Source organism: Achromobacter aegrifaciens (assembly GCF_902859735.1).
Classification (GTDB): Bacteria; Pseudomonadota; Gammaproteobacteria; order Burkholderiales; family Burkholderiaceae_B; genus Achromobacter; species Achromobacter aegrifaciens.
The window spans coordinates 1-24,848 of sequence record NZ_CADIJY010000022.1; the positions used below are offsets into that span (position 1 = coordinate 1).

Sequence of the window (24,848 nt, forward strand, 5' to 3'; positions counted from 1 at the left end):
CGATGCCGTGCTGGACGCCTTCCCGGAAACGCTGATGGCCGGCGTGGCCACCGACCTGACCGCGTTGCGCCTGTCCGCAAGCTTCACGCAGCTGAGCCGCGCGCGGCCCACCGACTGCACGCCGCTGGTGATGGACGCGGTGCAGGCCGCCGCCGACCAGCTGGGCTACGCCTCCATGCGCCTGCCCAGCGGCGCGGGCCACGACGCGGTCTACATGGCGCCCACCGGCCCCATCGGCATGATCTTCATCCCCTGCCTGAACGGCCGCAGCCATTGCCCGGAAGAATGGATCGAGCCCGCGCAGCTGCTGGATGGCACCCGCGTGCTGTACCAATCCGTGCTGGAGCTGGACCGCAAGCTGCGCGCCGCCTGAGGCCGGGACGGCCCTGCCAGGCCCGCGGGTATCTCCCGCCCGCGGGCGGGGCGCTGCCATAATGGGCGCCTCGCGCCGCGACCGGCGCCCTCTCCCGCCTTGCCCGCCCCATGGAACAGATAGAACTCAACGACAGCACCGCCGACCGCTACCTGCTGGATGCGCCCGGGCTGTCCCTGCTGGTCTTCCACAGCCGCACCTGTGGCACCTGCCGCGTCGCCCGTGAACAACTGCCGCAGCTGGAGCTGCCCGTGGAACGCGTGTGCTGGGTCGACGCCGGCGACAACCGCGGCCTGGTCGAGCGCTACGAAGTCTTCCACCTGCCCGCCATGTTCGTGACGCGCGACGGCGCCTTCTTCGGCCCGGTGCAATCGACGCTGGCGGAATGGGATCTGCGCCAGCAGATCGGCCTGGCCCTGGACAGCTACCCCGCCGAACTGCCGTGAGCGCCGCCAAGCCCTTGCGCCAGCCGCTGGACGGGCTGGCGACCGGCGCCATGCTGCTCTTGTGCGTCTGCTGGGGCTTCCAGCAGATCGCCATCAAGCTGGTGGCCGCGGATGTTTCGCCCATCATGCAGATCGGACTGCGCTCGGCGTTCGCGGCGCTGGTGCTGGCCGTGGCCGTGTGGCGGCGCGAAGGCCTGCGTGCCGTCATGGACGGCACGGCGCTGCCCGGTCTCATCGTGGGCCTGCTGTTCGCCGGGGAATTTCTGTTCGTGGCGCAGGGCCTGGTCTACACCACGGCCTCGCACATGTCGGTGTTCCTGTACACCGCGCCCATCTTCACCGCGCTGGGACTGCACTGGCTGCTGCCCGAAGAACGCCTGAAGCCGCTGCAGTGGGTGGGCGTGGCCGTGGCGTTCTGCGGCATCGCCGTGGCCTTCCTCGGCAAGGGCCAGCCGGCGGGATCGGCCGGCGCGCCCAACATGCTGCTGGGCGATGCGATGGGCCTCCTGGCCGGCCTGTTCTGGGGCGCCACCACCGTGGCGATCCGCAAGACCTCGCTGTCCGAAGCCGCGCCTGCCAAGACGCTGTTCTATCAGATGGCGGTCGCGGCCATTACCCTGCTGGCCTACGCCGCGGCCACCGGCAACGCCGGCTTTCGCTATACGCAGGCGGCAGTGCTCAGCGTCGCCTTCCAGTCCGTGGTGGTGGCCCTGTCCAGCTATCTGGCCTGGTTCTGGCTGCTGCGCCGCTACCTGGCTTCGCGCTTGTCCGTCCTGTCGTTCATGACGCCGCTGTTCGGCGTGAGCTTCGGCGTGCTCATCCTGGACGAACCGCTGGACGCCGGTTTCGTGCTGGGCGCGCTGCTGGTGCTGACCGGCATCACCCTGGTGAGCGGCGCCGAACTGCTGCGCGAGAAGCTGCGGCGCGCGCGCTGATCCACCCTCGCCTATGGCCTGGATCGCGGCGCGGGCGCCGCGCCCAGGTTCAGCACGATCAGCGCGGCGCCTCCCAGCACCAGGGCGAATCCCCACCAGTCCAAGGCGGCGGGCCGGTCGCCCACCAGCGCCATCGCGCCCAGCACTCCCACCACCGGCACCATCAATGTGGTCAGCGCGGCCACCGTGGCGCTGACGCGCTCGCTCAGCACGAACCAGAGCCAGTACGCGACGGCGGTGCCCAGGATGATGTGGAACGACAGCGCCGCCACCACACGGCCGTTCCAGCCCTGCGTGGGGAACGATTCGCCCGCGATCAGCATGCCGCCCAAGGCGCAAGCCGCGCCCACCGCCAACTGCCAGGCCGTGACGACGATGCGATCGCCGGCCACCGGCCAGCCCTTCAGGTAGACCGTGCCGGCGGCCCAGCCGAAAGCCGCCACCAGCGGAAACACCAGACCCTTGGCCGCGGCCGCGTCGTGTTCGCCGAAGACTGCGCGCAGCACCGGCCAGGCCAGGATGGAAACCCCGGCCGCGCCCAGCAGCAGCGCCAGCGCCCGGCGCCGGTCCAGGCGTTCGCCCAGCACCGCCCAGGCCAGCACGGCCGACATCATGGGCATGGTGAAGGTCAGCACCGCCGCGCGCGAGGTGCTGGTGCTGAGCTGCGCCCAGGCCACCAGCAGGTTGAAGGCCGCGACGGCAAGCAGGCCGCCCACGATGATGCCGCGCCACGACTCGCGCGGCGGCAGCAGGGGCACCCGCTTGGCTCGCGCCAGCAGCAACAGCAGCACCGCGCCGCTGCCCAGGCCGAGCAGGCGCAGCGTGAACGGCGGGAAAATCGACAGGATGATCTTCACCGCCGGCCAGTTCAGGCCCCAGAACAGGGCCAGCGCAACCGGGATCAGGCGCACGCGGCGCGCGCCTGTGCCGTCAGTTCGGACAGGCCCTGCCGCTGCTTGCCCTGGGCATCGAAATTGTCGGGGCTCAGCCAGCGCTCATAGGCGGCACGCAGCGCGGGCCAGTCGCCATCGACCATGGCGAACCAGGCCGTGTCGCGGCTGCGGCCCTTGTACACCGTGGCCTGGCGGAAGATGCCCTCGAACTGGAAACCCAGCCGCAGAGCCGCCGCGCGCGACGGCGCGTTCAGGCTATCGCACTTCCATTCATAGCGGCGGTAGCCCAGTTCGTCGAAGGCGCGGCTCATCAGTAGGAACTGGGCCTCGGTGGCGATGCGCGTGCGCTTGAGCTGGCGCGAGAACGACACGAAGCCGACTTCGATCGCGCCGTTGGCCGGGTCGATGCGCATCAGCGCCAGCGTGCCGATGGCGCGGCCCGTTTCCAGGTCGATGATGGCGTGGTGCAAGGGGTCATTGCCGGCCTGCGCCTTCTCGGCGAACTCGCGGTAGGCCGCCAGGTCCGCGAAGGGTCCCACCGACATGTAGGTCCAGTCGCTGTCGTCCGGCGCCTGGCTGAACGCGTGGAACAGATCCTCGGCGTGACGCTCGGCCGACAGCGGCTCCAGCCGGCAATAGCGGCCGACGATGGGTGTCAGGGGCGGACGCGGACGCGTGGTCCAGCCCGTCATGTCCGGGCCGATGGGTTGCTGGTAGGCGTTGACGCGGGGTTGCATGCTACGGGGCCTCTTCAGGTTGGCGCGCCGCCCGAAGGGACGGGCGCAGTACGCATGCCCTCACGATATCGGAATCGTGGCATCATAAAAAGCACCACGATCCCGAATTTTAATAGGGCCAAGATGAACACCCCCGCCCTGCTTTCCAGCCCGCTCACGCGCGGCCCCGGCGCCCTGCCGCGCCAGCGCCAGCTGATCCAGCGCCTCAAGCAAGCCATCCTGGCCGGACAGCTGCCCGCGGGCGGCAAGCTGCCCTCGTCGCGCGCCCTGTCAGAAGAACTGGCCATCTCGCGCAACACGGTGCTGATCGCCTACGAGCAGCTCACGGCCGAAGGCTACGTGATCGCCGACCGCCAGGGCACGCGGGTCGCTCCCCTGTCGGCCGCCGCGGCCATCGCCGCCAAGCGCGCGACGCCGCCCACGGACCAGCCCTCGCTCACCGCCAAGCGGCTGACGCGCATCGTCTCCACGCGCTACGCCCACGACGGTTCGCTGCCCATGACGCCCGGCACGCCTGCGCTGACGCAGTTTCCCATCAACGCATGGCGCCGCGCGCAGGACCGCGCGCTGCAAGCCGCCCCGGCCACGGCCCTGGGCTACGGCCATCCCGTGGGCGAGCCGGCGCTACGCGAAGCCATCGCCCAATACCTGCGCGTGTCGCGCGGCGTGCGCTGCGACGCCTCGCGCATCGTCATCACCGAAGGCGCCCAGGGCGCGCTGGCGCTCTGCGTGCAGCTGTTGACCAACCCTGGCGACACCGCCTGGCTGGAAGACCCCGGCTACCGCGGCGCCAAGTCCGCCTTCCATGGCGGCGACCTGGACGTGGTTGCCATGCGCGTGGACGCGGACGGCATCGTGATTCCCGAAAGCGCCTGGCAGGAACGCCCGCCCCGCCTCATCCAGACAACGCCGTCGCACCAGTACCCGACCGGCGCGGTGCTGTCCCTGCCGCGCCGCCTGGGCTTGATCGAACGCGCCCGCCAGGCCGGCGCCTGGATCATCGAGGACGACTACGACAGCGAATTCCGCCACCAGGGCGAACCCATCGCCGCGATGCAGGGCCTGGTCGAGGACGCGCCGGTGCTCTACGTGGGCACCTTCAGCAAGACCATGTTCCCGGCGCTGCGCCTGGGTTTCGTGGTGCTGCCCGAAGCCATCGCCGCGCAGGCGATGCCATCCATCATCGAGATGCTGCGCGGCGGCCACCGGCTGGAACAGCTGACCATGGCGGCCTTCATGGAAAACGGCCAGTTCTCGCGCCACCTGGGCCGCATGCGGCGCCTGTACCGAGAACGCCAGGGAGCATTGCGCGAGGCGCTGGCGGCGCATCTGGGGATCGAACACGAAGTCCTGGGCGGACATTCCGGGCTGCATCTGACGGTGCGGCTGCCTGCTGCATATCCCGACCGGGAGATCGTGGAACAGGCGCGCAAGATCGGGATGAATCCGGGCGCGTTGTCCTCGTTCGCGGTGGCGCCGCGGGCGGAGGATAACGGACTGGTGATCGGATATGGGAATACGGGGGCGGAGCGGTTCGCGGGCCTGGTGCGCAGGCTCCGCGACGTGACGTTGGGACTCAAGGGCTCCCGTACCGCACCATGATCAGCCAGTCGGCATGCACCGACGGCCTGAGCGTCCCCTCCGCCTGGATCGCGACCTTCCAGGCGCAGCGGGCCATGCCCGTGCCGGTCTCCACGACCTCGGCCAAGGAAAAGCTGGCGGCCACGCGCGTGCCGGAAACCACGGGCGCGGTGAAGCGGACCCTGTCGAATCCGTAATTCAGCAACATCGCTGCGCCCGGAAAGGCGATGCAGCTGTTCTGCCAGTGCGTCAGCAGCGACAGCGCCAGAAAGCCATGCGCGATGGTGTCGCCATAGGGGGATTCCGCTTGCGCGCGCAGCCGGTCCACATGGATCCACTGCGTATCGAGCGTGACCTGCGCGAACCGGTCGATCATGTCCTGATCGATCAGCAGCGCGTCGGAAACAATGGGAGGTTGCCCCACGGCGTTCAGCAAGGACTGGATCGAGTCGAACGGCAGAGGAGATGCAACAGGATTGCGTGTCATGGCGGCTTCAGATGCGTTCAAAGATTGCGGCGATGCCCTGCCCGCCGCCTATGCACATGGTGACCACCGCGTACCGTCCGCCGATGCGCTCGAGTTCGTGCAAGGCCTTGACAGCGATGATCGCGCCCGTGGCTCCCACCGGATGCCCCAGCGCAATGCCCGAACCATTGGGATTGACCTTGGCCGGATCCAGATCCAGTTCGCTCGCCACCGCGCAGGCCTGCGCCGCAAAGGCCTCGTTGGACTCGATCACATCCATATCGGCGGCGGACAGGCCTGCCTTGGCCAGGGCGGCGCGCACGGCGGGAACCGGGCCCATGCCCATGTAGCGCGGGTCCACGCCGGCATGGGCGTAAGCAAGCAGGCGGGCCATGGGGCGCGCGCCCAGGGCCAGCGCCTCGGCACGCTCCATCAGTACCAGCGCGGCCGCGCCGTCATTGATGCCGGAGGAGTTGCCCGCCGTGACCGTGCCATCGTCGGAAGAAAATACGGGCCTCAGGGCGGCCAGGTCCGACGGCGCGATGTCGGCGCGGACGTGTTCGTCCTGAGTGAACACAATGGGCTTGCGGCCGGGCGTCGTGATGGCGACGAGCTGCGCGTCGAAGCGGCCTTCGGCCACGGCGCGCGCGGCGCGACGGTGGCTCTCCAGCGCCAGCGCGTCCTGCAGGTCCCGCGTAACGCCGTAGCGCCTGGCGACGTTTTCCGCCGTGACGCCCATGTGGATGCGGTGGAACGGATCATGCAAGGCGCCCAGCAGCATATCGGTCATCGGCGCATCGCCCATGCGCGCGCCGAAGCGCAGCGCCGATGTGGCGTACGGCGCGCGCGACATGCTCTCGGCGCCGCCCGCCACCGCGACCTTGCAGTCGCCCAGCAGGATGGACTGCGCCGCCGAAACGACCGCCTGCAATCCCGAGCCGCACAAGCGGTTGACGTTGAATGCCGGCGTGCCGTCGGCGCAACCGGCCTCGATCGCCGCCACCCGCGACAAGTACAGGTCACGCGCTTCGGTCGTGATGACCTGGCCGAAGCAGACGTGCTCGATCTGCGCAGGCGCCAGGCCCGCGCGCGCCACGGCGGCTTTCAACACCTCGGCGGCCAGCGCCGTGGGCGGGACGTCCTTCAGGCTCTTACCGAAACTGCCGATGGGCGTGCGCACGCCAGACAGGACTACAACTTCTCGGTTTCGCATGCCTGGGCCTTGGCGATCTCGTGGCGCAACTGGTCGAAACCGGTGGCGGGAACCGTTTCCTGCGCGCGGTCGGACACTTCGTCCAGGCGGCCGATCAGGGCCTGCGCGGACAACTCCTCTCCACTCAGATGGATACCGCGGGTCATGGTGATGTTGGCCTGCTCGAAACTGCCCGCGCCCGCCATCAGAATGGTCCGGGTGGGCGCGTTTTCGGCCACCAGGGCAACCAGGGCGGGACTGACCGAGTCCGGCGTCAACAAGGCCAGCGCCTGCTCATCGAGCAGGCCTTCGGTCATGGCCGTGGCGGCCGTCGGCGCCAGGCAATTCACGCGCACGCCGTAGCGCTCGCCTTCGAGGGCAAGGGTCTGCATCAGGCCGACCAGCGCCATCTTCGCCGCGCCGTAATTGGCCTGGCCGAAGTTGCCATAGAGTCCCGAGGACGAGGTGGTCATGACGATGCGGCCATAGTTCTGTTCGCGCATGGCGTTCCACACCGCCTGGGTGCAATGCACCGCGCCCATCAGATGGACCTCGATCACGAGGCGGAAGTCCTCCAGGCTCATCTTGGCGAAGGTCTTGTCGCGCAGGATGCCCGCGTTGTTGACCAGGATGTCGACGCGCCCCCAATTTGCGATGGCCGCCTGCACCATCGCCTCGGCCTGCTGCGGCTGGGTCACGTCGGCGCCATGCGCCATGGCGTCCCCGCCAGCCGCGCGGATCGCGTCCACCACGGCCTGGGCCGGCGAGTCCGGCCGGTCGGCGCCCAGGTCGTTCACCAGCACCTTGGCGCCGTGCTGCGCAAGCTCCAGCGCATGCGAGCGGCCCAATCCACGCCCGGCTCCGGTCACGATGGCGACGCGGCCTTGCAAAAGTTGAGTCATAGAGTCTCCGGATGAATGGTTGTTCAGGGGATCAGGGGAAGCGCGGTGTCGGCCTGGGTCCGCAGGACGCCGGCGCGCTCGAGCTCGGCTATCGCGGCGTCGTCCAGGCCCACGCGCCTGAGCACCTCGCGCGTGCCCTCGCCCAGCGCGGGAGCGCCTGCCTGAGTCGGGCCGCCGTCCTGCTCGAAGGCAAAGCCTAGCCCATGCGTGCGCAGCTCGCGTCCACCCTGGTGAAAACGATGATCAGGCAGGCTCACGCAACCGGTGGCGTCCGCCTCGTCGAGGAACTCCTCGAGCTTTCTCACTTTGGCCGCGGGCACGCCGGCCTGGCTGAGCAGGTCCTCGAGCTGCGCGGCGCTGCGGGTCGAAAACGCGGCTCTCAGCCGTTGCACCACGTACTCGCGGTCGTTCGGCACCACGAATCCGTTAGGCAGGTTGAAGGCATCCAGATCCAGCGCCCTGGCGTCGCTGCACAGCGCCTCCACTCCGATGGCGGCGGTCAACTTGCGGAATTGTTCCGGCGTGTTCGCGGCCACCGCCAGCCAGCCGTCCGCACAGCGGTAGGTATCGGCCGCGGGACTGCCGGTGTAGCCCCGGTTGCCGACCCGGCGCGTCGGCGTGCCGTCGCTCAGGTAGGCGCAGGTGTTGGTGTACATCAGCGCCAGCGAGGCCTGGACCATGGACGCGTCGATGTATTGCCCGGCGCCTTCGCGCAGTCTGCGATGCAGCGCCGACACGATGGACAGCGCGCCCAGCATGCCCACGGCCACGTCGATCACCGGAAAGCCCACTTTCAGCGGCGGCGCGTCGTCGCCCTCGCCCGACATCATCATCATGCCGGTCATCGCCTGGACCACATGGTCGTAGGCGCCGCGCTGCGACCAGGCCCCTTGCTGGCCAAAGCCCGAGATGGAGCAATACACGATGTCGGGCTTGACCGCCTTGATCGAGGCGTAGTCCAGCCCGTAGCGCGCCACCACGCCCGGCCTGAAGTTTTCGATGAACACATCGGCCGAGGCGGCCAGCGAGCGCAGCAGGTCCGCGCCCTGGCGGGTCCGGATGTCCAGCGCCAGCGATTGCTTGCCGGCGTTGATGGCCGCGAATCCGGTGGGCGTGTCGGTGTCGACGCCGTTCTTCATCGAGCGCAGGACTTCGCCCGCCAGGGGCGGTTCGACCTTGATGACTTCAGCGCCCAGTTGCGCCAGATAAAACGAAGCGAGAGGACCGGCGATCACGTGCGACAAGTCGAGCACGCGTACGCCTTCAAGAGGCTTGGCCATGGATTTCCTGCGGGTCAGCCGGCGGTGATGCCGGTCAGTTTGATGATTTCAGCCCATTTGCGGGCCTCGCTGCGCACGAACGACGCGGCGGCTTCCGGGCTGTCGCTTTGGATCACGCTGACGCCTGCCGCCTCGAAGTTGCTCTTGACGCCCGGGTCCTTGAGCGACGCCGTGGTTGCGCCATAGAGCTTGTCGGCCACCTCGGCGCTCGATTTGCGCGGCAGCCAGAAGGCGAACCAGAATTCCTGGACCGCCAGATCGCTGCCCAGGATCTCCCGCAGCGTGGGCACGCCGGCAAGCTCAGCCATGGGTTCGCGGCTGGTCACGGCCAGCGCGCGCAGCCGGCCGCCCTGCACCTGCGGCACGGCGGTCCCGGCAATGGCGAAGGCGAAATCCGTGTCCCCGCGCAGCAGCGAGGTTGGGATCTCCACCGACCCCTTGAACGGAACGTGCGTGGCTTCGGCCCCCAGCAGCGTGACGAAGGTCGCGCCGCCCAGATGCGCGGCCGATCCGATGCCGCCCGAGGCGTAGTTCATCTTGCCCGGTTGCGCCTTCAGGGCGGCGATCAGGTCTTGCGCCGTGCGGTAGGGTGATTTGGCGGACACGACCAGGACGCTGGGCGAGGCGCCGATCACCGTGACCGGCAGAAAGTCCTGCTCGGGATCGAACATCAGGCTCGGCTGCAGGGCTTTCTGGATCAGGTGCGAGTTGGAACCCAGCAGCACGGTATAGCCGTCGGGCGCAGCCTGGGCCACGTATTGGGCGGCCAGCACGCCGCCCGCGCCCACCTTGTTCTCCACCACGATGGTCTGACCCATCCTGGCGCCGAGCACCGGGCCGAATTGCCGCACCATGATGTCGGGTCCCCCGCCAGCGGCATAGGGCACGACGACGCGCACGGCCCGCGACGGATAGCTCTCTGCGGCGTTCGCCATGGAACGGAACATCATGCCCGCGCCAAGGGCGCCCAGGCAAAAAGTACGACGTTGCATGTTGTCTCCTTGTTATGCGGGCAGGATAGGCGATCGCAGCTAATCAAAAAATTGATATATTTTGATATAGCGATAACTTTCAGTTCTATCTCAACCCATGACCGGCGCCATCGAACCCGACCATCTGGTATCCAAGCTGCGCTTTCGCCATCTGCGCATGCTGCAAGTGGTGCAGAGCACGGGCAGCCTGCGCGCCGCGAGCCAGGCGCTCAACTTGACGCAACCCGCGCTGAGCAAGGCGCTGACGGAAGTCGAAAGCGCGTTTGGCTTTGCCTTGTTCCTGCGCACCGCGCGCGGCCTGAAACCGACACCGCAAGGAGAGGTGGTGCTGCGCGGCGCCGCGCTGTTGCTTGAAGAGCTTGGACATCTGCGCGCCGACGCCCAGACCGCCGATCGCTACGCGGCGAAGATCCGCATCGGCGCGCCGCCCTTCCTGGCGCAGACCTACTTGCGCGGCGTGGTCGAGAAACTGGTGAACCATGCCAGGCCGATGCGCGTGCAATTGCTCGAAGAACGCGTGCCCGCCCTGCTCCACGCGCTGGACCTGGGCGAAATCGACGCGCTGATTTCCACTTTCCCGCTGCAGATGCTGGGATCCGGGGCGGCCGCGTTTCAGTACGTCAAATTGTTTGAAGTGCAGTTCGCGGTGATTGCGGCCGCCAGCCATCCGCTGGTCCGCGCGCGGCGCGTGGACTGGGCCAGCCTGGCACGGGAACGTTGGGTAATGCCAGCCGAAGGATCCATGGGCCGCAAGCTGATTGAAGACTGCTTCACCCATGCCGGCCTGCCCGCGCCCCTGCCCGTGGTGGAATCCACCAGCCCCACCACCGGCGTGCAGTTCGTCGCCAGCGGCCTGGGCATCGGCATCGTGCCGGACATGGCCCTCATCCGCGACACTGTGGCCCCCGCGGGCGCGGTCAAGCAGATACGCGCGCACCCGGAACCGCCTTCCAGCGTGGTGGCCTTGATAACCCGGAAGGGACCATCCAATCCCCGCGTCGACCCCTTGCGGGAAGCGCTTGGAGAAGCGCTAGGCGCCCAGTCCGCCCAGCAGCAGTAGCGCGACGATCACCCAGAACAGGAATCCGATGATCGAACGGCGCAGCAGCGCCTTGACCGCGGCCCACAGGCACATCAGCCCCAGCACCAGCAGGATGAAATTGAAGATCGACGGGCTCATGCCCATTGCGCCGGCCAGTCCCGAGTAGAAATCGCCGAAGGCATGGCCCAGGCCGCCCAGCAGCCACTTCAAGCCCGCGACGACGCTGCGCAGCGCCTCGCCCAGCATGCCGCCCAAGGACGCAAAGAAACCGTCTTCGGCCTGCATCAGCGGCGGTTATCCATCAGCATGCGTACCGCCAGCCCGGCCAGCACCGTGCCCATCAACCAGCGCTGCACCACCATCCACAAGGGGCGGCCCGCCAGGAACCCGGCGATGGAACCGGCCATGATGGCGATCAGCGCATTGACCGTCAGGCTGATCACAACCTGCGTCATGCCCAGCGCCAGCGACTGCGTGAACACGCTGCCGCGCTCGGGCTGGATGAACTGCGGCAGCAGCGACACGTACATGATCGCGATCTTGGGATTGAGCAGATTGGTCACCAGCCCCATCGTGAACAGCGTGCGCGGGCTGCTCTTGGGCAGTTCGCGCACCTCGAACGGCGAACGCCCGCCCGGGCGCAGCGCCTGCCAGGCCATGTACAGCAGGTACAGCGCGCCGCCGATGCGCAGCGCGTCGTAGGCGTAGGGCACCGCCATCAGCAGCGCCGTGATGCCGAACGCCGCGCAGAGCACGTAGAAGACGAAGCCGACCGCCACGCCCCCCAGCGAAATCAGGCCCGCCTGCGCGCCCTGCGAGATGGAACGGGATACCAGGTAGATCATGTTGGGCCCGGGTGTGAGCACCATGCCCAGGGCAACCAGGGCGAACGTCATCAGATGGGTAAGGTCGGGCATGATGGGCCGGCGCGGGGCAGCGCGGAAAGTGGAAACGTGAATCCACACCTTAGCGCAAAACTGTATCGGAACAGCGAACTTCCGGCGGGGGTTTGCGGACCAGTGGCGCCGGCGATACAGTTGTCCGGTTCCCACGCCTGGAGGGCCGGCCATGCCGCAAGCGCATTCTCATCCGAAAGACGGCGCCATCCGCATCGGTATCGGCGGCTGGACCTACGCCCCCTGGCGCGGCGTCTTCTACCCCGAAAACCTGCCGCATGCGCGCGAACTGGAATACGCCAGCAGCCAGCTCACCGCCATCGAGATCAACGGCACCTACTACAGTACCCAGAAGCCGGCCACCTTCGCCAAATGGCGCGATGAGACGCCCGCAGGCTTCGTGTTTTCGCTGAAGGCCTCGCGCTACGCGACCAACCGCCGCGAACTGGCGGGCGCCAAGGATTCGATCCACCGCTTCGTGCACAGCGGCATCGCCGAACTGGGCCCCAAGCTGGGGCCCATCGTCTGGCAGTTCGCGCCGACCAAGGTATTCGATGCGGACGATTTCGGCGCCTTCCTCGCGCTGCTGCCGGACAAGGTGGACGGCTTGCCGCTGCGCCACGTACTGGACGTGCGCCATGACAGCTTCGCCTGCGAGGAATACCTGGAGCTGGCGCGGCGCCACGGCGCGGCCACCGTCTACACGGACAGCGAGGACTACCCGTCCATCGCCGACCGTACCGCCGCTTTCGTCTATGCGCGGCTGATGCGCGCCAGCACGGCCTACAAGGCGGGCTACCCGCCCAAGGCGCTGGACGCCTGGGCGGACCGCCTGCGCAGCTGGGCCCGCGGCGGCCACCCGGCCGACCTGCCGCTCACCGGCGCCCCGGAAAAAAAGGCGCGGCCGGGAGACGTCTTTGCGTTCTTCATCAATGGCGCGAAGGAACGCGCGCCGATGGCGGCGCGCGCCATGATCGAACGGCTGTAGCGCCTTATTGGGCGACCGGCGTGCGCAGGGTCACGAACTCTTCGGCAGCCGTGGGATGGATGCCGATGGTCTCGTCGAACACCTGCTTGGTCGCGCCGGCCTTCAGCGCGATCGCGATGCCCTGCACGATCTCGCCCGCGTCCGGGCCGACCATGTGCACGCCCAGCACGCGGTCGGTCTTGGCGTCCACGATCAGCTTCATCAGCGTCTTTTCCTGCGACTCGGTCAGCGTCAGCTTCATGGGCCGGAAGCGGCTTTCGAACAGCTTGACCTCGTGGCCGGCGGCGCGCGCCTCTTCCGTCGTCATGCCCACCGTGCCGATGTTCGGCAGGCTGAACACGGCGGTCGGAATCAGCTGGTAGTCGACCTTGCGGTATTCCTCGGGACGGAACAGGCGCCGCGCCACCGCCATGCCTTCGGCCAGCGCCACGGGCGTCAGCGGCACACGGCCGATCACGTCGCCGATGGCCAGGATGGAGGGCTCGGCCGTGCGGTATTCGTCGTCCACCTCGATGAAACCGCCCTTGCCCAGCTTGACCGCCGTGTTCTCCAGGCCCAGGTTGTCCAGCATGGGCCGGCGGCCAGTGGCGTAGAACACGCAATCGGCCTCGACCACGGAGCCGTCCTTCAGCGTGGCGGCCAGCGTGCCGTCGGCCTGCTTGTCGATGCGCGTCACTTCCGAATTGAAGCGCAGGTCGATGCCCTTTTTCACCAGTTCGTCGCGCAGATGCTCGCGCACGCCCTGGTCAAAGCCGCGCAGGAACAACGGACCACGGTAGACCTGCGTGGTCTGCGCGCCCATGCCGTTGAAAATGGAGGCGAATTCCACGGCGATATAGCCGCCGCCCACCACCAGCACGCGGCGCGGCAGTTCCTTCAGGAAGAAGGCTTCGTTCGACGTGGTGGCGTGTTCCTTGCCCGGAATGTCCGGCACCTGGGGCCAGCCGCCGGTCGCCACCAGGATATTGGCGGCGCGGTAGGATTTGCCGTTGATCTCGACCGTGTGCGGATCGAGGATGCGGGCGTGGCCTTCCAGCAGGGTGACGCCGCTATTGACCAGCAAATTGCGATAAATGCCGTTAAGACGTTCGATTTCCCGGTTCTTGTTCGCGATCAGCGTGGGCCAGTCGAAGCTGGGCTCGCCGGCGTTCCAGCCGAAGCCGCGGGCCTGCTCGAAGTCCTCGCTGTAGTGCGCGCCATAGACCAGCAGCTTCTTGGGCACGCAGCCCACGTTCACGCAGGTGCCGCCCAGGTAGCGGCTTTCCGCCACCGCCACGCGCGCGCCGAAGCCCGCCGCGAAACGCGCCGCGCGCACGCCGCCGGAGCCCGCGCCGATCACAAACAGATCAAAATCGAATGCCATGATGTTTCCTTCGCGCGCCCTTGCAGGCCCGCGCTCACTGTCCGGGGAAAACCGTATTTAACACCACCCGGCGCCCGCGCCCGGCCACGTCCGGTTTGCAGGCGGCCGCGATTGCTATACAGTGGCCCGCAGGCTGGCCGCCGCGCGCAGCCCCACCCCTGGAGCAGATCCCATGTCGCTTGAAACCTGGCTGGCCTTCCTGGGCGCGTCCGCCCTCCTCGTGATGCTGCCCGGCCCCACGATACTCACCGTCATCAGCTACTCCATTGCGCAAGGCCGGCGCGCACGCCTGCCGCTGGTGCTGGCGGTGGCGCTGGGCGACTCCACCGCCCTGCTGCTGTCGCTGCTGGGCCTGGGCGCCCTGCTGGCGGCGTCGGCGTTCTGGTTCACGGTGGTCAAGATCGTGGGCGGCCTGTACCTGCTGTACCTGGGCTTCAAGCTGCTGCGCGCCGGCGTGTCGCCGGCGACCCTGCCCACGGCCACTGCCTCGGGTTCGCGCTGGAAGCTGTTCGCCAACACCTATCTGGTGACGGCGCTGAACCCCAAGGGCATCATCTTCTTCGTGGCTTTCCTGCCGCAGTTCATCGATCCGGTAGGCGACGTGACGCGCCAGCTCTGGATCCTGTCGGCCACCTTCGTCGCCTGCGCCGGCATCAACGCCACGGCCTATGCCATCTTTGCCGGGTCCGCCCGGCGCCTGTTGGCCTCGCCCCGCGCCCAGCGCGGCTTCAACCTGGGCGGCGGCGCCCTGCTGTCCGCCGCCGGGATCTGGGCCTTGCTGGCGCGGCGCGTCTAGCCTGCCCCTAGGGCCGCGCCGCGGACACGGCCTCCGGGTCGATGCCGTAGCGGGCGATGGCGTCGGCCGCGCGCTCGTGCGGCATCAGTCCGTCGTCCGCCAGCGCCTTCAGGGCCGCCAGCGCGATGTGATGCCGGTCCACCTCGAAGTAGGCCCGCAGGGCTGCCCGCGTGTCTGACCGGCCAAAGCCGTCGGTCCCCAGCGTGACATAGCGGCGGTCCTGCATGAACGGACGTATCTGTTCGGCCACCGTCTTCATGTAGTCGGTGGCGGCCACCACCGGCCCCTCGCTGTCCGCCAGGACCGTCTCCGCGTAGCCGGCGCGCCTGTTCTCCAGCGGATGCAGGCGGCTCCAGCGTTCGGCTTCCTGGCCGTCGCGGCCCAGTTCCGAATAGCTGGTCACGCCCCAGACGTCGGCCGCCACGCCGAAGTCCTGCCGCAGCAGCTCTGCCGCCGCCAGCGTTTCGCCCAGGATCGCGCCGCTGCCCAGCAACTGCACCCGCAGCGCGCCGTCGCCGCCTTCGCGCAGGCGGTACATGCCGCGCAGGATGCCCTCCTCGGCGCCCTGCGGCATGGGCGGATGCGCGGTCTTCTCGTTGATCAGCGTCAGGTAGTAAAAGACGTCTTCTTCGTCCTGGTACATGCGACGCATGCCGTCCTGCACGATCACCGCGATCTCGTAGGCGTAGGCCGGGTCGTAGGCCACGCATGAAGGGATGACCGAGGCCAGCACGTGGCTGTGGCCGTCGTCGTGCTGCAGTCCTTCGCCTTCCAGCGTGGTGCGTCCGGAGGTCGCGCCCAGCAGGAAGCCGCGCGCGCGGATGTCGCCCGCCGCCCAGGCCAGGTCGCCCACGCGCTGGAAGCCGAACATGGAGTAGAAGATGTAGAACGGAATCGTGGCCGCGCCGTGCGTGCTGTGCGCGGTGGCGGCCGCGATCCACGAGGCCATCGCGCCCGACTCGTTGATGCCTTCCTGCAGAATCTGGCCGCGCCGGTCTTCGCGGTAGACGCTCAACTGGTCTGCGTCCTGCGGCGTGTACAGCTGCCCCACGTGCGAATAAATGCCCACCTGCCGGAACATGCCGTCCATGCCGAAGGTGCGCGACTCGTCGGGCACGATGGGCACCACGCGCTGGCCGATGGCGGGGTCCTTGAGCAATTGCGCCAGCACCCGCACAAAGGCCATCGTGGTCGAGAACTCGCGGCCGTCGCTGCCCTTCAGGTGCGCGGAGAACGCCTCCAGCGGCGGCGTGGCCAGCGGCCCGGGTCCGGCCTGCCGCCGCGGCAGATGGCCGCCCGCGCGCGCGATCGCGGCATCGAAATAGGTCCGCTCGGCGCTGCCGGGCGCGGGCTTGATGTAGGGGATCTGTTCCAGCAGATCGTCGGGCACCGGGATGGAGAAGCGGTCGCGGAAGGCGCGCACGGCCGGATCCGCCATCTTCTTCTGCTGGTGATTGGTGTTGGCCGCCTCGCCCGCCGCGCCCATGCCATAGCCCTTGACGGTCTTGGCCAGGATGACGGTGGGCTGGCCACGATGGGCCAGCGCCGAGGCGTAGGCGGCATAGATCTTGGCCGGATCATGGCCGCCGCGGTTGAGCGCGCCGATTTCCTCATCGCTCAGGTGCGCCACGCGCTCCAGCAGCACCGGGTCAGCGCCGAAGAAATGTTCGCGCACGTATGCGCCGCCGCGCGCCTTGAACACCTGGTACTCGCCGTCCACGCACTGCATCATTCGCCGGCGCAGGCGGCCGTCATGGTCTTGCGCCAGCAGCGCGTCCCAGCCGGCTCCCCAGATCACCTTGATGACGTTCCAACCGGCGCCGCGGTACACGCTTTCCAGTTCCTGGATGATCTTGGCGTTGCCGCGCACCGGGCCGTCCAGGCGCTGCAGATTGCAGTTCACCACGAAGATCAGGTTGTCCAGTTTTTCGCGGCCGGCCATCGCCACCGCCGCCAGCGTCTCGGGCTGGTCCTGTTCGCCGTCGCCCAGAAAGCCCCAGACCTTGCGGCCTTGCGCGGGGATCAGCTCGCGGTCTTCCAGGTAGCGCATGTAGCGCGCCTGATAGGCGGCCATCAGCGGTCCCAGTCCCATCGACACGGTCGGGAACTGCCAGAACCCGGGCATGGTGCGCGGATGCGGATAGGACGCCAGCCCGCCGCCGGCCGTCTCGCGCCGGAAGCGGTCGAGTTCTTCCTCGGAAATGCGGCCCTCCAGATAGGCGCGCGCATAGATGCCGGGCGCGGAATGGCCCTGGATGTACAGCATGTCACCCAGGAAGTCCGGCGTGGCCGCACGGAAGAAGTGGCGAAAGCCGGTTTCGTACAGCGTCGTGGCCGAGGCGTAGGTCGCGATGTGTCCGCCCACGCCCGAGGTCTTGCCCGCGCGCAGCACCATGGCCATGGCGTTCCAGCGCAGATAGGCGTCCAGCCGCAGCTCGATGCCCATGTCGCCCGGAAACGAACCCTGCTCCGCTGGCCGGATCGTGTTGACGTAGGGCGTGGCGTTCGGCGCGGCATAGCCGCCGTGGCCGGCGCGGTCCTGGCCGATCAGTTGGTCCAGCAGATAGTGGGTGCGCGGCCGGCCCTCGTGGGCCAGCACGGCCTGCATGGCCTCCAGCCATTCCTGGGTTTCCTGCGGGTCGGCGTCGGTCGGTTCTGTCGGGGTGTCCATGGCGTCCTCCTGGTGGGCGCGAAGGCGGCATCCCGGTGTACGGCCGCCGTCATTTCGCATCGTGAATTGCAATTGCATAATGTGCAATTGCAATCGTATGGAGGAATTCTAATAATTGCAAGTGCAACTATTTCAGGACAGGTCCCCAGGCCCTCCCCGCTAGCGGGACGCAGCCATCATGAATTCCACCGCGGCCCTCAGGGTCGGTTCGTCCGCGGACGAGCCGCCGCGCGGCGGCATCGCGCCCTTGCCCTTGAGCACGGTGGCCAACAGCGCATCCGTGCCCTGCGCAATAAAGGGCGACCAGGCTTGCTTGTCGCCCAGCCTGGGCGCATTGGCGACCCCGCTGGCGTGGCATACGACACAGGCGGACTTGTAGAGCTTTTCGCCCGCGGGGTTGATGGCGGCCAGCGACTCGGCCCCCGCTTGCGCGACGGGCAGGCTGGCCAGGGCGGCGGCGAACGCAATTCGATACAGCGAGGACATGGCAAGGCTCCGAAAGGAAAAAGCGTGACGGCGTAGCGGACAGACAAGGGCAAGGCGCGCCACGCGCGCCCTGCCGCCGCGCTCAGCGCGGGATCGGACCCGGCGCCTTGATCTGCTTCATCAGGTCGTCATTCCATTTGCCCTCGACCTTGATATGCCCGGCCGCGCCCAGTTCGAAGGCTTCGATCAGGTTGTGGTTCAGGTAGGCGTACACGCCGGGCTGCTTGAAGGTGTAGAGCGCCGCGCCCGCCGAACCGCCGCGGATGAACCAGGTCTCCAGGTCCTTCTGCGGCGGGTTGGCGAACTTGCCGGTTTCCCAGACCCAGTCGCCATGGCCGCCGATCAGATGCGGGCGCGTATCGCGATTGGCCTGCGAATGGATCAGGAGCACCGTCTCGCCGACCTTGGCCGTGAGCGCGTTCGCCCCCGTCAAGGCCCCGACCTTGCCATTGAAGACGATGTGCGACGGCGTCAGCGTGCGCATGACTTCGACCGTGTCGCCATAGCTTTCCGCCAGGGTCGCGTAGTCCTTGAATTTGCCGTTCGCGTCCTTGGGGATGTACAGGTCGAACTCGCCTATGGTGTAGGCACGGTCGTAGCGCAGCGGCTTGCCCTGCGGATCCTTCAGTCCGTCGCGCGGCAGCACCATCAGCGTGCCGCTCATGCCCGCCACCACGTGCCAGGGCACCATGCCTTCGGGCGCACAGTGGTAGACGAAGGTGCCGCTGCGATCCGCCTTGAAGCGCAGCGTGGCCTGCTCGCCCGGGTTCACGTTGGTGAGCTTGGCCCCGCCCAGCGCGCCGGTGGCGGCGTGGAAATCCACGTTGTGCGGCATGGCGTTGGTGGCCGGATTGACCAGGGTCAGTTCGACATAATCGCCTTCATGCACCACCAGGGTCGGACCGGGCATGGACCCGTTGAACGTCATTGCCTGCAAGGTCGTGCCCTTGTCATCGATGACCATCTTCTTCTCCGCGATGGTCATCGTGAATTCGATCACCTTGGGACCCGAACGGGCCACCTGCTCATGCGGGTGGACCATGGGCGGGGCGACCAGCGCAACCTTGGCGCGTTCCAGTTGATCGGCGTTCTGGGCGGCTGCCGGGCCGCCCGCCATCGCTGCGATCAATGCCATGGCAAGCAAGGTGGGGCGCAAAGCGTTCATGTGCAACTCCTGTTCGGGTTTCTGCAACGCCGAGTCTGTCGGCGCTTCCATTGAAGGCTCGCCACCTTTTGCGTTCTTTGCTGTAGCGCAAACTTCAGACCAGCTTGCGAGCCGCCGTGCATTGCCGCCGCGCGGCCGCGATGTCACCATCAAGGCATGGACCCTCCACACGCTTCCGGGCAGCCTGCGGCGTCGTCGCCCCTGTGCCATGCCCTGCTTCGCAACCTGGATCTGTTCAGGCCCTTGTCCGATGCGCAGCTGGACGCCGCGCTGCGCGGCGCGGTGCCTTGCCGCCTGGAGGCCGGCGCCTTGGCCTATCGCCAGGGCGCCGCTGCCGCGCATTTTTTCGTGCTGCTGCATGGCTGCCTGAAGGTGGCGCAGCTGACGCCGGAGGGCGAACAGGTCGTGGTGCGCTACGTGAATCCCGGCGACATGTTCGGGCTGGCCTGCGCCATGCGGCAGCCCTGCTATCCGGCTACGGTGCAGACCGTACAGGAAAGCGTCTGCCTGGCGTGGCCGGCCACGGCCTGGGAACGCTTCATCGCCTGCCATCCCCAGTTGGGCGCGGCCGCACTGCAAACCATGGGACAGCGCTTGCAGGACGCGCACGTCCGCATCCAGGAGCTGTCCACCGATGAAGTCGAGCAACGGGTCGCGCGCGCCATCCTGAGGCTGGTGCAGCAATCCGGCCAGCCCATGCAGGACGGCATCGGCATCGGCTTTCCCATCACCCGCCAGGACATCGCCGAAATGACCGGCACCACCTTGCACACGGTCAGCCGGCTGCTCAGCGACTGGAAGCAGCGCGGCATCGTCTCGGCCGGACGCAAGCGCGTGGTGCTGCGCTCGCCCGCCGCCTTGGCCCGCCTGGGCGAGCACGCCGCGCCCGCCGTGGATTGCTCGGCCTGCCTGTCCTGTCGCCACGGGTCGCCGGCCGCGGACGAGGCCTGCGACGCGAGCGCCGAGCTGGCCGGCGCATAGCGCGCAGGCAACGCGGCCTAGCCGGGTTCCAGCACCAGCCGCAGCCCCAGGTTGGCGGGCGGCACGCCGACCGAACACGCGCCGCCCTTGGGGTCGCGGATGAAATCGGGCAGATACGCGACGTGCCTGCCGGCCGCGACGCGTATGCCGCAGTTGCGGCTTTCCTGCTCCTGCTCCTGCGCCGCATTGCCGCTTGCGCCATCGCGCAGCCCGTCCAGCACGCGCCGCGCATGGCAATCGTCGGTCCAGTCCCACACGCTGCCCGCCATGTCCATCAGGCCGGCGCGGTTGCGGCCATAGGCGCCGAAGGCGCGCACCGTGACGTCGCCCTGCGCGCCGCGCAGGCTCTGTTGTTCGTATTCCGCCAGCCAGCGCTGCGCCGGGTCGCTGCCATCGGGCAAGGCCGGCAAGACGTCCGCGCGATAGGCTTCGCCCGCCGCGTAGACCCATTCGGCATAGCTGGGCAGGCGCAGGCGCCTGCCGGTGCGTTCGGACAGCCACGCAGCATAGGCAACCGCGTCGGTCCAGCTGATGCCTACCGCGGGCAGGTCGGGCGCAACCGCCTGGCGCTGCGCGGGATCCAACGCCTTGCATGCGCCGGCCTCCACGCACGCTGCGTATTCGGCCTGGCTGACCTGTCGTGTCATGATGACCAGGCCATCCGGATAGCGCGCGACGCGCGGCGCGGGCGTGGCGGGATAGCCGTTGCGCAAGGCCTCGCCCGGCGGCACGTAGCTCACCTCGCCCGGCGGCAGCCGCGTGATTTCCGGCAACGCAAAACGGGCCCCGTCCTGGGGCCCGCAAGCGGTCAACAGCAATGAAACGATGACGGTCGGCAGGATGCGCATGCGGCGGTTCTCCGGAATGCCCGCGCCGGTCGGGCGCGGGCTGGATTCCATTGGACCGGCTGCCGCGGCCGGGCTCTTTGCGCTGAAGCAAAGAGCCCGACGCTCGCCGCGCGCCGCGCGCCGCTACCCGCGCGCCGCCTTGGCCTGCAGGCGCGGCTCGGCCAGCGCGGGCTTGCCGCTCAGAAGGCCCAGGATCACCTGCATCACGATGGCCAGCGCGCCCAGCAGGAACACCACGTCGCCGAAGGTGCGGCCCCAGCGCAGGTTCTGCAGCAGCTCCTGCTGCATGAAGCCTTCGCTGCGGGCGTACCACATGCCCTCGCTGACGCTGGCGTGGAACTGGATCAGCCCCACCGGCAGCAGGCTGGTGAAGATCATCAGCGCGAGGCCCAGGTTCATGCCCCAGAACGCCAGCTTCATCAAACCGGGGCTCAGCGCGTACTGCGGACGGATGTAGCGCAGCACCAGCAGGGTGAAGCCCAGCGCCAGGAAGCCATACACGCCGAACAGGGCCGCGTGCGCGTGCACCGGCGTGGTGTTCAGGCCCTGGATGTAGTACAGCGAAACGGGCGGGTTGATCATGAAGCCGAAGACGCCCGCGCCCAGCATGTTCCAGAAGGCCACGGCGACGAAGCACATCAGCGGCCACTTCAGGTTTTCCATCCAGGGCGCGCGGGTCTTCAGGCGCCAGTTCTCCCAGGCCTCATGCCCCAGCACGATGAGCGGCACCACTTCCAGCGCCGAGAAGCTGGCGCCGATGGCCATCACGGGCGTGGTGGTGCCGGCGAAGTACAGGTGATGGAAGGTGCCGGGTATGCCGCCCAGCATGAAGAGCGAGGCCGAGGCCAGGCTGGCCGTGGTGGCCATGCGGCGCGACACCAAGCCCAGCGTGGAGAAGATGAAGGCCAGCGCCGTGGTCGCGAAGACTTCGAAGAAGCCTTCCACCCACAGGTGCACGATCCACCAGCGCCAGTACTCCATCACCGTCAGGTGCGTGCGTTCGCCGTAGAAGAAGCCGGCGCCGTAGAACAGGCCGATGGCGCCGACCGAAGCGGTCAGGAGCGCCAGCAGGTTCTTGTCCCCGCCCGGCGTGCGCAGCGCCGGCACGATGCCGCGCAGCATCAGCACCAGCCAGAAGCAGATGCCGGCGAACTTGCCGATCTGCCACAGGCGGCCCAGGTCCACGTATTCATAGCCCTGGTGGCCCAGCCAGAAGTTCAGGTCCGGCGGCATGATCTGCGCGATCGCGAGGTAGTTCCCGGTGAACGATCCGACCACCACCAGCACCAGCGCCCAGAACAGGATGTCGACGCCAAGCTTCTGGAACTTGGGATCGCGCCCGCCGTTGATCAACGGCGCCAGAAACAGGCCGGCGGCCAGGAAGCCCGTGGCGATCCAGAACAGCGCGCTCTGGATATGCCAGGTGCGCACCAGCGAATACGGGAACCACTGCGACAGGTCGACGCCATAGAACTTCTGCCCTTCGACGGTGTAGTGCGCGGTGAAGGCGCCCAGCAGCACCTGGAAGCCGAACAGCGCCACGACCAGGAACAGGTACTTGCCCAGGGCGCGCTGCGACGGCGTCAGGGCGAAGGTGGTCAGCGGGTCCTTGGCTGGCGCCAGCGGCTCGTCGTCTTCCTTGCCGCGCAGGAACGCCCAGGCCCAGACCAGGAAGCCGATGCCGGCCAGCAGCACCACCACGCTGAGGATGGACCACATGACGTTTTCGGCGCTGGGCACGTTGTCGATCAGGGGTTCATGCGGCCAGTTGTTGGTGTAGGTGACCGCCTTGCCTTCGCGCTCGGTGGCCGCGGCCCATGCCGTCCAGAAGAAGAAATGCGTGAGCTGGGTGCGGCGCGCGGCGTCGGGCAGCGTGTTTTCCTTCATCGCGAAATTTTCGCGGCTGCGGTGCAGCGCGGGCGCGTCGGAGAACAGCTGGTCGTAATAGGCGGCGGTCTGCGCCATGGCGCGCGCGCGCCGCGGACTCACCGCCAGCGTGTCGGTGGCGGCGTCGCTGCGGTTGGCGCGGTATTCGGCCTTCAGTTCCGCGCGCAACGCTGCCTGGGCGCCCGCGTCCAGCTGCGCATAGTCCCGGCCGTGCTGCTCGCGCGCGGCCAGGTCCAGCCAGGCGGTCAGTTCACGGTGCAGCCAGTCGGCCGTCCAGTCCGGCGCCTGGTAGGCGCCGTGTCCCCAGACCGATCCCAGCTGCATGCCGCCGACCGATTGCCAGGCCGTCTGGCCGTCCAGGATGTCGTCGCGGCCGAACAGCGGTTTGCCGTCGGTCGTCACGACCTGCCCGGGAATCGGCGGCGCCTGGCGATAGACCTCGCCGCCGTAGAAGCCCAGCAATGCGAACGTGACCGCCAATACGGCGATCAAGGTGAACCATAATTTCCGATACGGACCCATGATGGGAACGCCCTCCAGTGTTGCGGTTTTGGGGTACGTACCCATATGCGAATTCCGTGCCAGGAAAAATCCCATGCAAATCATGGCATTGCAATTCACACGGTTTTTTTCACCGTGGCCAGCCAGGGTATAAATCACCAATAAAGGGTTGTTTAGACCGCGAAATGCCGGCGTCGCGCCTGGCGCCCGCCTCTTACAATCCCCGCAGCATTCCCACCTCTTTCAAAGGAACCGACCGCATGGCCACGGGCAAGCCCGATGCGTGGAGCCTCTTCCTGACCGCGCATGCGCTGGTAGTGGAAGAAATCGAAAAGCGCCTGTCAGCCGCCGGCCTGCCGCCGCTGGCCTGGTATGACGCCTTATGGGCGCTGGAGCGCGCGCCCGACGGCACGGCCAGGATGTTCGAGATCGCCGAGCGCATGGTGATCGCGCGCTACAACCTGACGCGCCTGATGGACCGCATCGAGGCCGAAGGCCTGGTCGAACGCTTCCGCTCGGACGAAGACCGCCGCGCCACCTACGCCCGCCTCACGCCCAAGGGCCGCGCGCTGCGCCGCGAGATGTGGAAGGTCTACGGCCCCGCCGTCGACGAACTGTTCCTGTCGCGGCTGCCGCAGGCGCAGCAAGACGCCATGGCGGCGAGCTTCCTGGACATCGCGCGCCACGTGCGCGCATCCAACAAGGAGTCTGCTGAATGAACGCCACGCCCCTGCACATCGGCATCGTCGCCTGCTCGGCGGAAGGCGCCGCGCTTTGCTACCGCACGCTGTGCGCGGAAGGCGCCCAGCGCCTGGGCCCGCACGCGCACCCGGAGATTTCGCTGCACACGCATTCGCTGGCGGACTATGTCGCCTGCCTGGACCAGGCCGACCTGGCCGGGGTGGGCGCGCTGATGCAGTCGTCGGCGGGCAAGCTGGCGCGCGCGGGCGCGGATTTCCTGATCTGCCCGGACAACACCATCCACCAGGCGCTGGACCATGTGCTGCCGCAGTCGCCCCTGCCCTGGCTGCATATCGCCGAAGAGGTCGCGGCCGAGGCCCAGGCGCGCGGCTTGCGCCGCATCGGCATCCTGGGCACGCGCTGGCTGGTGGACAGCAGCGTCTATCCGGACAAGCTGGAAGCGCGCGGGCTGCAATGGTTGCGGCCGGCGCAAGCGGACCGCGACACGCTGGCCCGCGTCATCATGGATGAACTGGTGTACGGCGTGTTCAAGCCGGAATCCGTGGCGAAGCTGCAAGCCGTGATCGAGCGCCTGCGCGAGGCTGGCTGCGACGCCGTGGTACTGGGCTGCACCGAGTTGCCGCTGGTGCTGAACGACGGCAATTCGGCCCTGCCCACGCTGGATTCGACCCGCATCCTGGCGCGCGCCGCGCTCACCCGCGCCTTGCGCGGCGCCTGATCCGGCG

25 protein-coding genes are annotated in these 24,848 nt (G+C 68.1%); 10 read left to right on the top strand and 15 right to left on the bottom strand.

Going from position 1 to position 24,848, the window contains the following annotated elements; all coding sequences use genetic code 11:
- The 3 genes from HV766_RS29045 to HV766_RS29055 all read left to right on the top strand — a co-directional run.
- On the top strand, window positions 1-373 hold a 373-nt coding region (locus HV766_RS29045; protein WP_175182296.1), incomplete at its 5' end, for a M20/M25/M40 family metallo-hydrolase.
- Between the two features lie 110 nt (window positions 374-483).
- Window positions 484-819: a thioredoxin family protein gene (locus HV766_RS29050; protein WP_119452051.1), complete on the top strand. Its 336-nt coding sequence runs from the start codon at window positions 484-486 to the stop codon at window positions 817-819.
- Window positions 816-1,754, top strand: coding sequence for a DMT family transporter (locus tag HV766_RS29055; RefSeq protein WP_119452052.1), 939 nt, complete (start codon window positions 816-818; stop codon window positions 1,752-1,754). The genes HV766_RS29050 and HV766_RS29055 overlap by 4 nt, the downstream gene beginning before the upstream one ends.
- Window positions 1,755-1,765: 11 nt before the next feature.
- On the opposite strand, the gene HV766_RS29060 is transcribed toward HV766_RS29055, so the two are convergent.
- Both HV766_RS29060 and HV766_RS29065 read right to left on the bottom strand, forming a co-directional pair.
- Complete coding sequence (locus tag HV766_RS29060; protein ID WP_054458147.1) at window positions 1,766-2,665, bottom strand: DMT family transporter; 900 nt, start codon at window positions 2,663-2,665, stop codon at window positions 1,766-1,768.
- On the bottom strand, window positions 2,656-3,384 hold the full coding sequence (locus tag HV766_RS29065) for a GNAT family N-acetyltransferase (RefSeq protein WP_175182297.1): 729 nt from the start codon (window positions 3,382-3,384) through the stop codon (window positions 2,656-2,658). Before HV766_RS29065 ends, HV766_RS29060 begins: the two co-directional genes overlap by 10 nt.
- Window positions 3,385-3,507: 123 nt before the next feature.
- On the opposite strand from HV766_RS29065, the gene pdxR reads away from it, so the two are divergent.
- Window positions 3,508-4,986, top strand: a complete 1,479-nt coding sequence (gene pdxR, locus HV766_RS29070) for a MocR-like pyridoxine biosynthesis transcription factor PdxR (protein ID WP_175182298.1) — start codon at window positions 3,508-3,510, stop codon at window positions 4,984-4,986.
- Here pdxR and HV766_RS29075 read toward each other — a convergent pair.
- Genes HV766_RS29075 through HV766_RS29095 form a run of 5 tightly spaced genes read right to left on the bottom strand, consistent with a single transcriptional unit; the run spans window position 4,961 to window position 9,797 of the window.
- Window positions 4,961-5,452, bottom strand: coding sequence for a MaoC family dehydratase (locus HV766_RS29075; RefSeq protein ID WP_125473090.1), 492 nt, complete (start codon window positions 5,450-5,452; stop codon window positions 4,961-4,963). The two genes, pdxR and HV766_RS29075, sit on opposite strands and share 26 nt — an antisense overlap.
- A gap of 7 nt (window positions 5,453-5,459) precedes the next feature.
- Complete coding sequence (gene bktB / locus HV766_RS29080; protein ID WP_175182299.1) at window positions 5,460-6,644, bottom strand: beta-ketothiolase BktB; 1,185 nt, start codon at window positions 6,642-6,644, stop codon at window positions 5,460-5,462.
- Window positions 6,623-7,525 (bottom strand): SDR family NAD(P)-dependent oxidoreductase, encoded by a 903-nt coding sequence (locus HV766_RS29085; RefSeq protein WP_125473092.1) that lies wholly within the window; start codon window positions 7,523-7,525, stop codon window positions 6,623-6,625. The genes bktB and HV766_RS29085 overlap by 22 nt, the downstream gene beginning before the upstream one ends.
- A 23-nt stretch (window positions 7,526-7,548) precedes the next feature.
- The gene (locus tag HV766_RS29090) at window positions 7,549-8,805 is read right to left on the bottom strand and encodes a CaiB/BaiF CoA transferase family protein (protein WP_175162692.1); all 1,257 of its coding nucleotides are present in this window, start codon (window positions 8,803-8,805) and stop codon (window positions 7,549-7,551) included.
- 14 nt (window positions 8,806-8,819) lie between these two features.
- Complete coding sequence (locus HV766_RS29095; RefSeq protein ID WP_175162694.1) at window positions 8,820-9,797, bottom strand: Bug family tripartite tricarboxylate transporter substrate binding protein; 978 nt, start codon at window positions 9,795-9,797, stop codon at window positions 8,820-8,822.
- A gap of 97 nt (window positions 9,798-9,894) precedes the next feature.
- On the opposite strand from HV766_RS29095, the gene HV766_RS29100 reads away from it, so the two are divergent.
- Window positions 9,895-10,857: a LysR family transcriptional regulator gene (locus tag HV766_RS29100; protein ID WP_217472172.1), complete on the top strand. Its 963-nt coding sequence runs from the start codon at window positions 9,895-9,897 to the stop codon at window positions 10,855-10,857.
- On the opposite strand, the gene HV766_RS29105 is transcribed toward HV766_RS29100, so the two are convergent.
- Together HV766_RS29105 and HV766_RS29110 are read right to left on the bottom strand one after the other, a co-directional pair.
- Window positions 10,828-11,124, bottom strand: a complete 297-nt coding sequence (locus tag HV766_RS29105; RefSeq protein WP_125473095.1) for a hypothetical protein — start codon at window positions 11,122-11,124, stop codon at window positions 10,828-10,830. The two genes, HV766_RS29100 and HV766_RS29105, sit on opposite strands and share 30 nt — an antisense overlap.
- Window positions 11,124-11,756, bottom strand: coding sequence for a LysE family translocator (locus HV766_RS29110; protein ID WP_054458288.1), 633 nt, complete (start codon window positions 11,754-11,756; stop codon window positions 11,124-11,126). The genes HV766_RS29105 and HV766_RS29110 overlap by 1 nt, the downstream gene beginning before the upstream one ends.
- Before the next feature lie 151 nt (window positions 11,757-11,907).
- On the opposite strand from HV766_RS29110, the gene HV766_RS29115 reads away from it, so the two are divergent.
- A complete protein-coding gene (locus tag HV766_RS29115) occupies window positions 11,908-12,723 on the top strand; it encodes a DUF72 domain-containing protein (RefSeq protein ID WP_119452055.1) in 816 nt (271 codons plus the stop codon).
- A gap of 4 nt (window positions 12,724-12,727) precedes the next feature.
- On the opposite strand, the gene gorA is transcribed toward HV766_RS29115, so the two are convergent.
- Window positions 12,728-14,086 carry a glutathione-disulfide reductase gene (gorA, locus tag HV766_RS29120; protein ID WP_054458152.1) on the bottom strand — a complete coding sequence of 453 codons (1,359 nt, stop codon included), beginning with the start codon at window positions 14,084-14,086 and terminating at the stop codon, window positions 12,728-12,730.
- Window positions 14,087-14,258: 172 nt separating this feature from the next.
- Here gorA and HV766_RS29125 point away from each other — a divergent pair, with 172 nt between their 5' ends.
- Window positions 14,259-14,882, top strand: a complete 624-nt coding sequence (locus HV766_RS29125; RefSeq protein WP_054458153.1) for a LysE family translocator — start codon at window positions 14,259-14,261, stop codon at window positions 14,880-14,882.
- Window positions 14,883-14,889: 7 nt separating this feature from the next.
- Here the strand turns inward: HV766_RS29125 and aceE are convergent, their stop codons facing one another.
- The 3 genes from aceE to nirK form a co-directional block, all read right to left on the bottom strand.
- Window positions 14,890-17,553, bottom strand: a complete 2,664-nt coding sequence (gene aceE, locus HV766_RS29130; protein ID WP_175182300.1) for a pyruvate dehydrogenase (acetyl-transferring), homodimeric type — start codon at window positions 17,551-17,553, stop codon at window positions 14,890-14,892.
- Window positions 17,554-17,712: 159 nt separating this feature from the next.
- Window positions 17,713-18,039 carry a c-type cytochrome gene (locus HV766_RS29135; RefSeq protein WP_054458155.1) on the bottom strand — a complete coding sequence of 109 codons (327 nt, stop codon included), beginning with the start codon at window positions 18,037-18,039 and terminating at the stop codon, window positions 17,713-17,715.
- 82 nt (window positions 18,040-18,121) lie between these two features.
- On the bottom strand, window positions 18,122-19,204 hold the full coding sequence (gene nirK / locus HV766_RS29140) for a copper-containing nitrite reductase (protein WP_175182301.1): 1,083 nt from the start codon (window positions 19,202-19,204) through the stop codon (window positions 18,122-18,124).
- A gap of 156 nt (window positions 19,205-19,360) precedes the next feature.
- Here nirK and HV766_RS29145 point away from each other — a divergent pair, with 156 nt between their 5' ends.
- Complete coding sequence (locus HV766_RS29145; protein ID WP_054458157.1) at window positions 19,361-20,185, top strand: Crp/Fnr family transcriptional regulator; 825 nt, start codon at window positions 19,361-19,363, stop codon at window positions 20,183-20,185.
- A 17-nt stretch (window positions 20,186-20,202) separates the two neighbouring features.
- On the opposite strand, the gene HV766_RS29150 is transcribed toward HV766_RS29145, so the two are convergent.
- A complete protein-coding gene (locus HV766_RS29150) occupies window positions 20,203-21,084 on the bottom strand; it encodes a formylglycine-generating enzyme family protein (RefSeq protein WP_119452058.1) in 882 nt (293 codons plus the stop codon).
- Window positions 21,085-21,156: 72 nt separating this feature from the next.
- A complete protein-coding gene (locus HV766_RS29155) occupies window positions 21,157-23,442 on the bottom strand; it encodes a nitric-oxide reductase large subunit (RefSeq protein WP_119452061.1) in 2,286 nt (761 codons plus the stop codon).
- 239 nt (window positions 23,443-23,681) lie between these two features.
- On the opposite strand from HV766_RS29155, the gene HV766_RS29160 reads away from it, so the two are divergent.
- Window positions 23,682-24,140, top strand: coding sequence for a MarR family winged helix-turn-helix transcriptional regulator (locus HV766_RS29160; RefSeq protein WP_119452062.1), 459 nt, complete (start codon window positions 23,682-23,684; stop codon window positions 24,138-24,140).
- Window positions 24,137-24,841, top strand: a complete 705-nt coding sequence (locus HV766_RS29165) for an aspartate/glutamate racemase family protein (protein ID WP_175182302.1) — start codon at window positions 24,137-24,139, stop codon at window positions 24,839-24,841. Before HV766_RS29160 ends, HV766_RS29165 begins: the two co-directional genes overlap by 4 nt.
- Window positions 24,842-24,848: the final 7 nt, after the last annotated feature.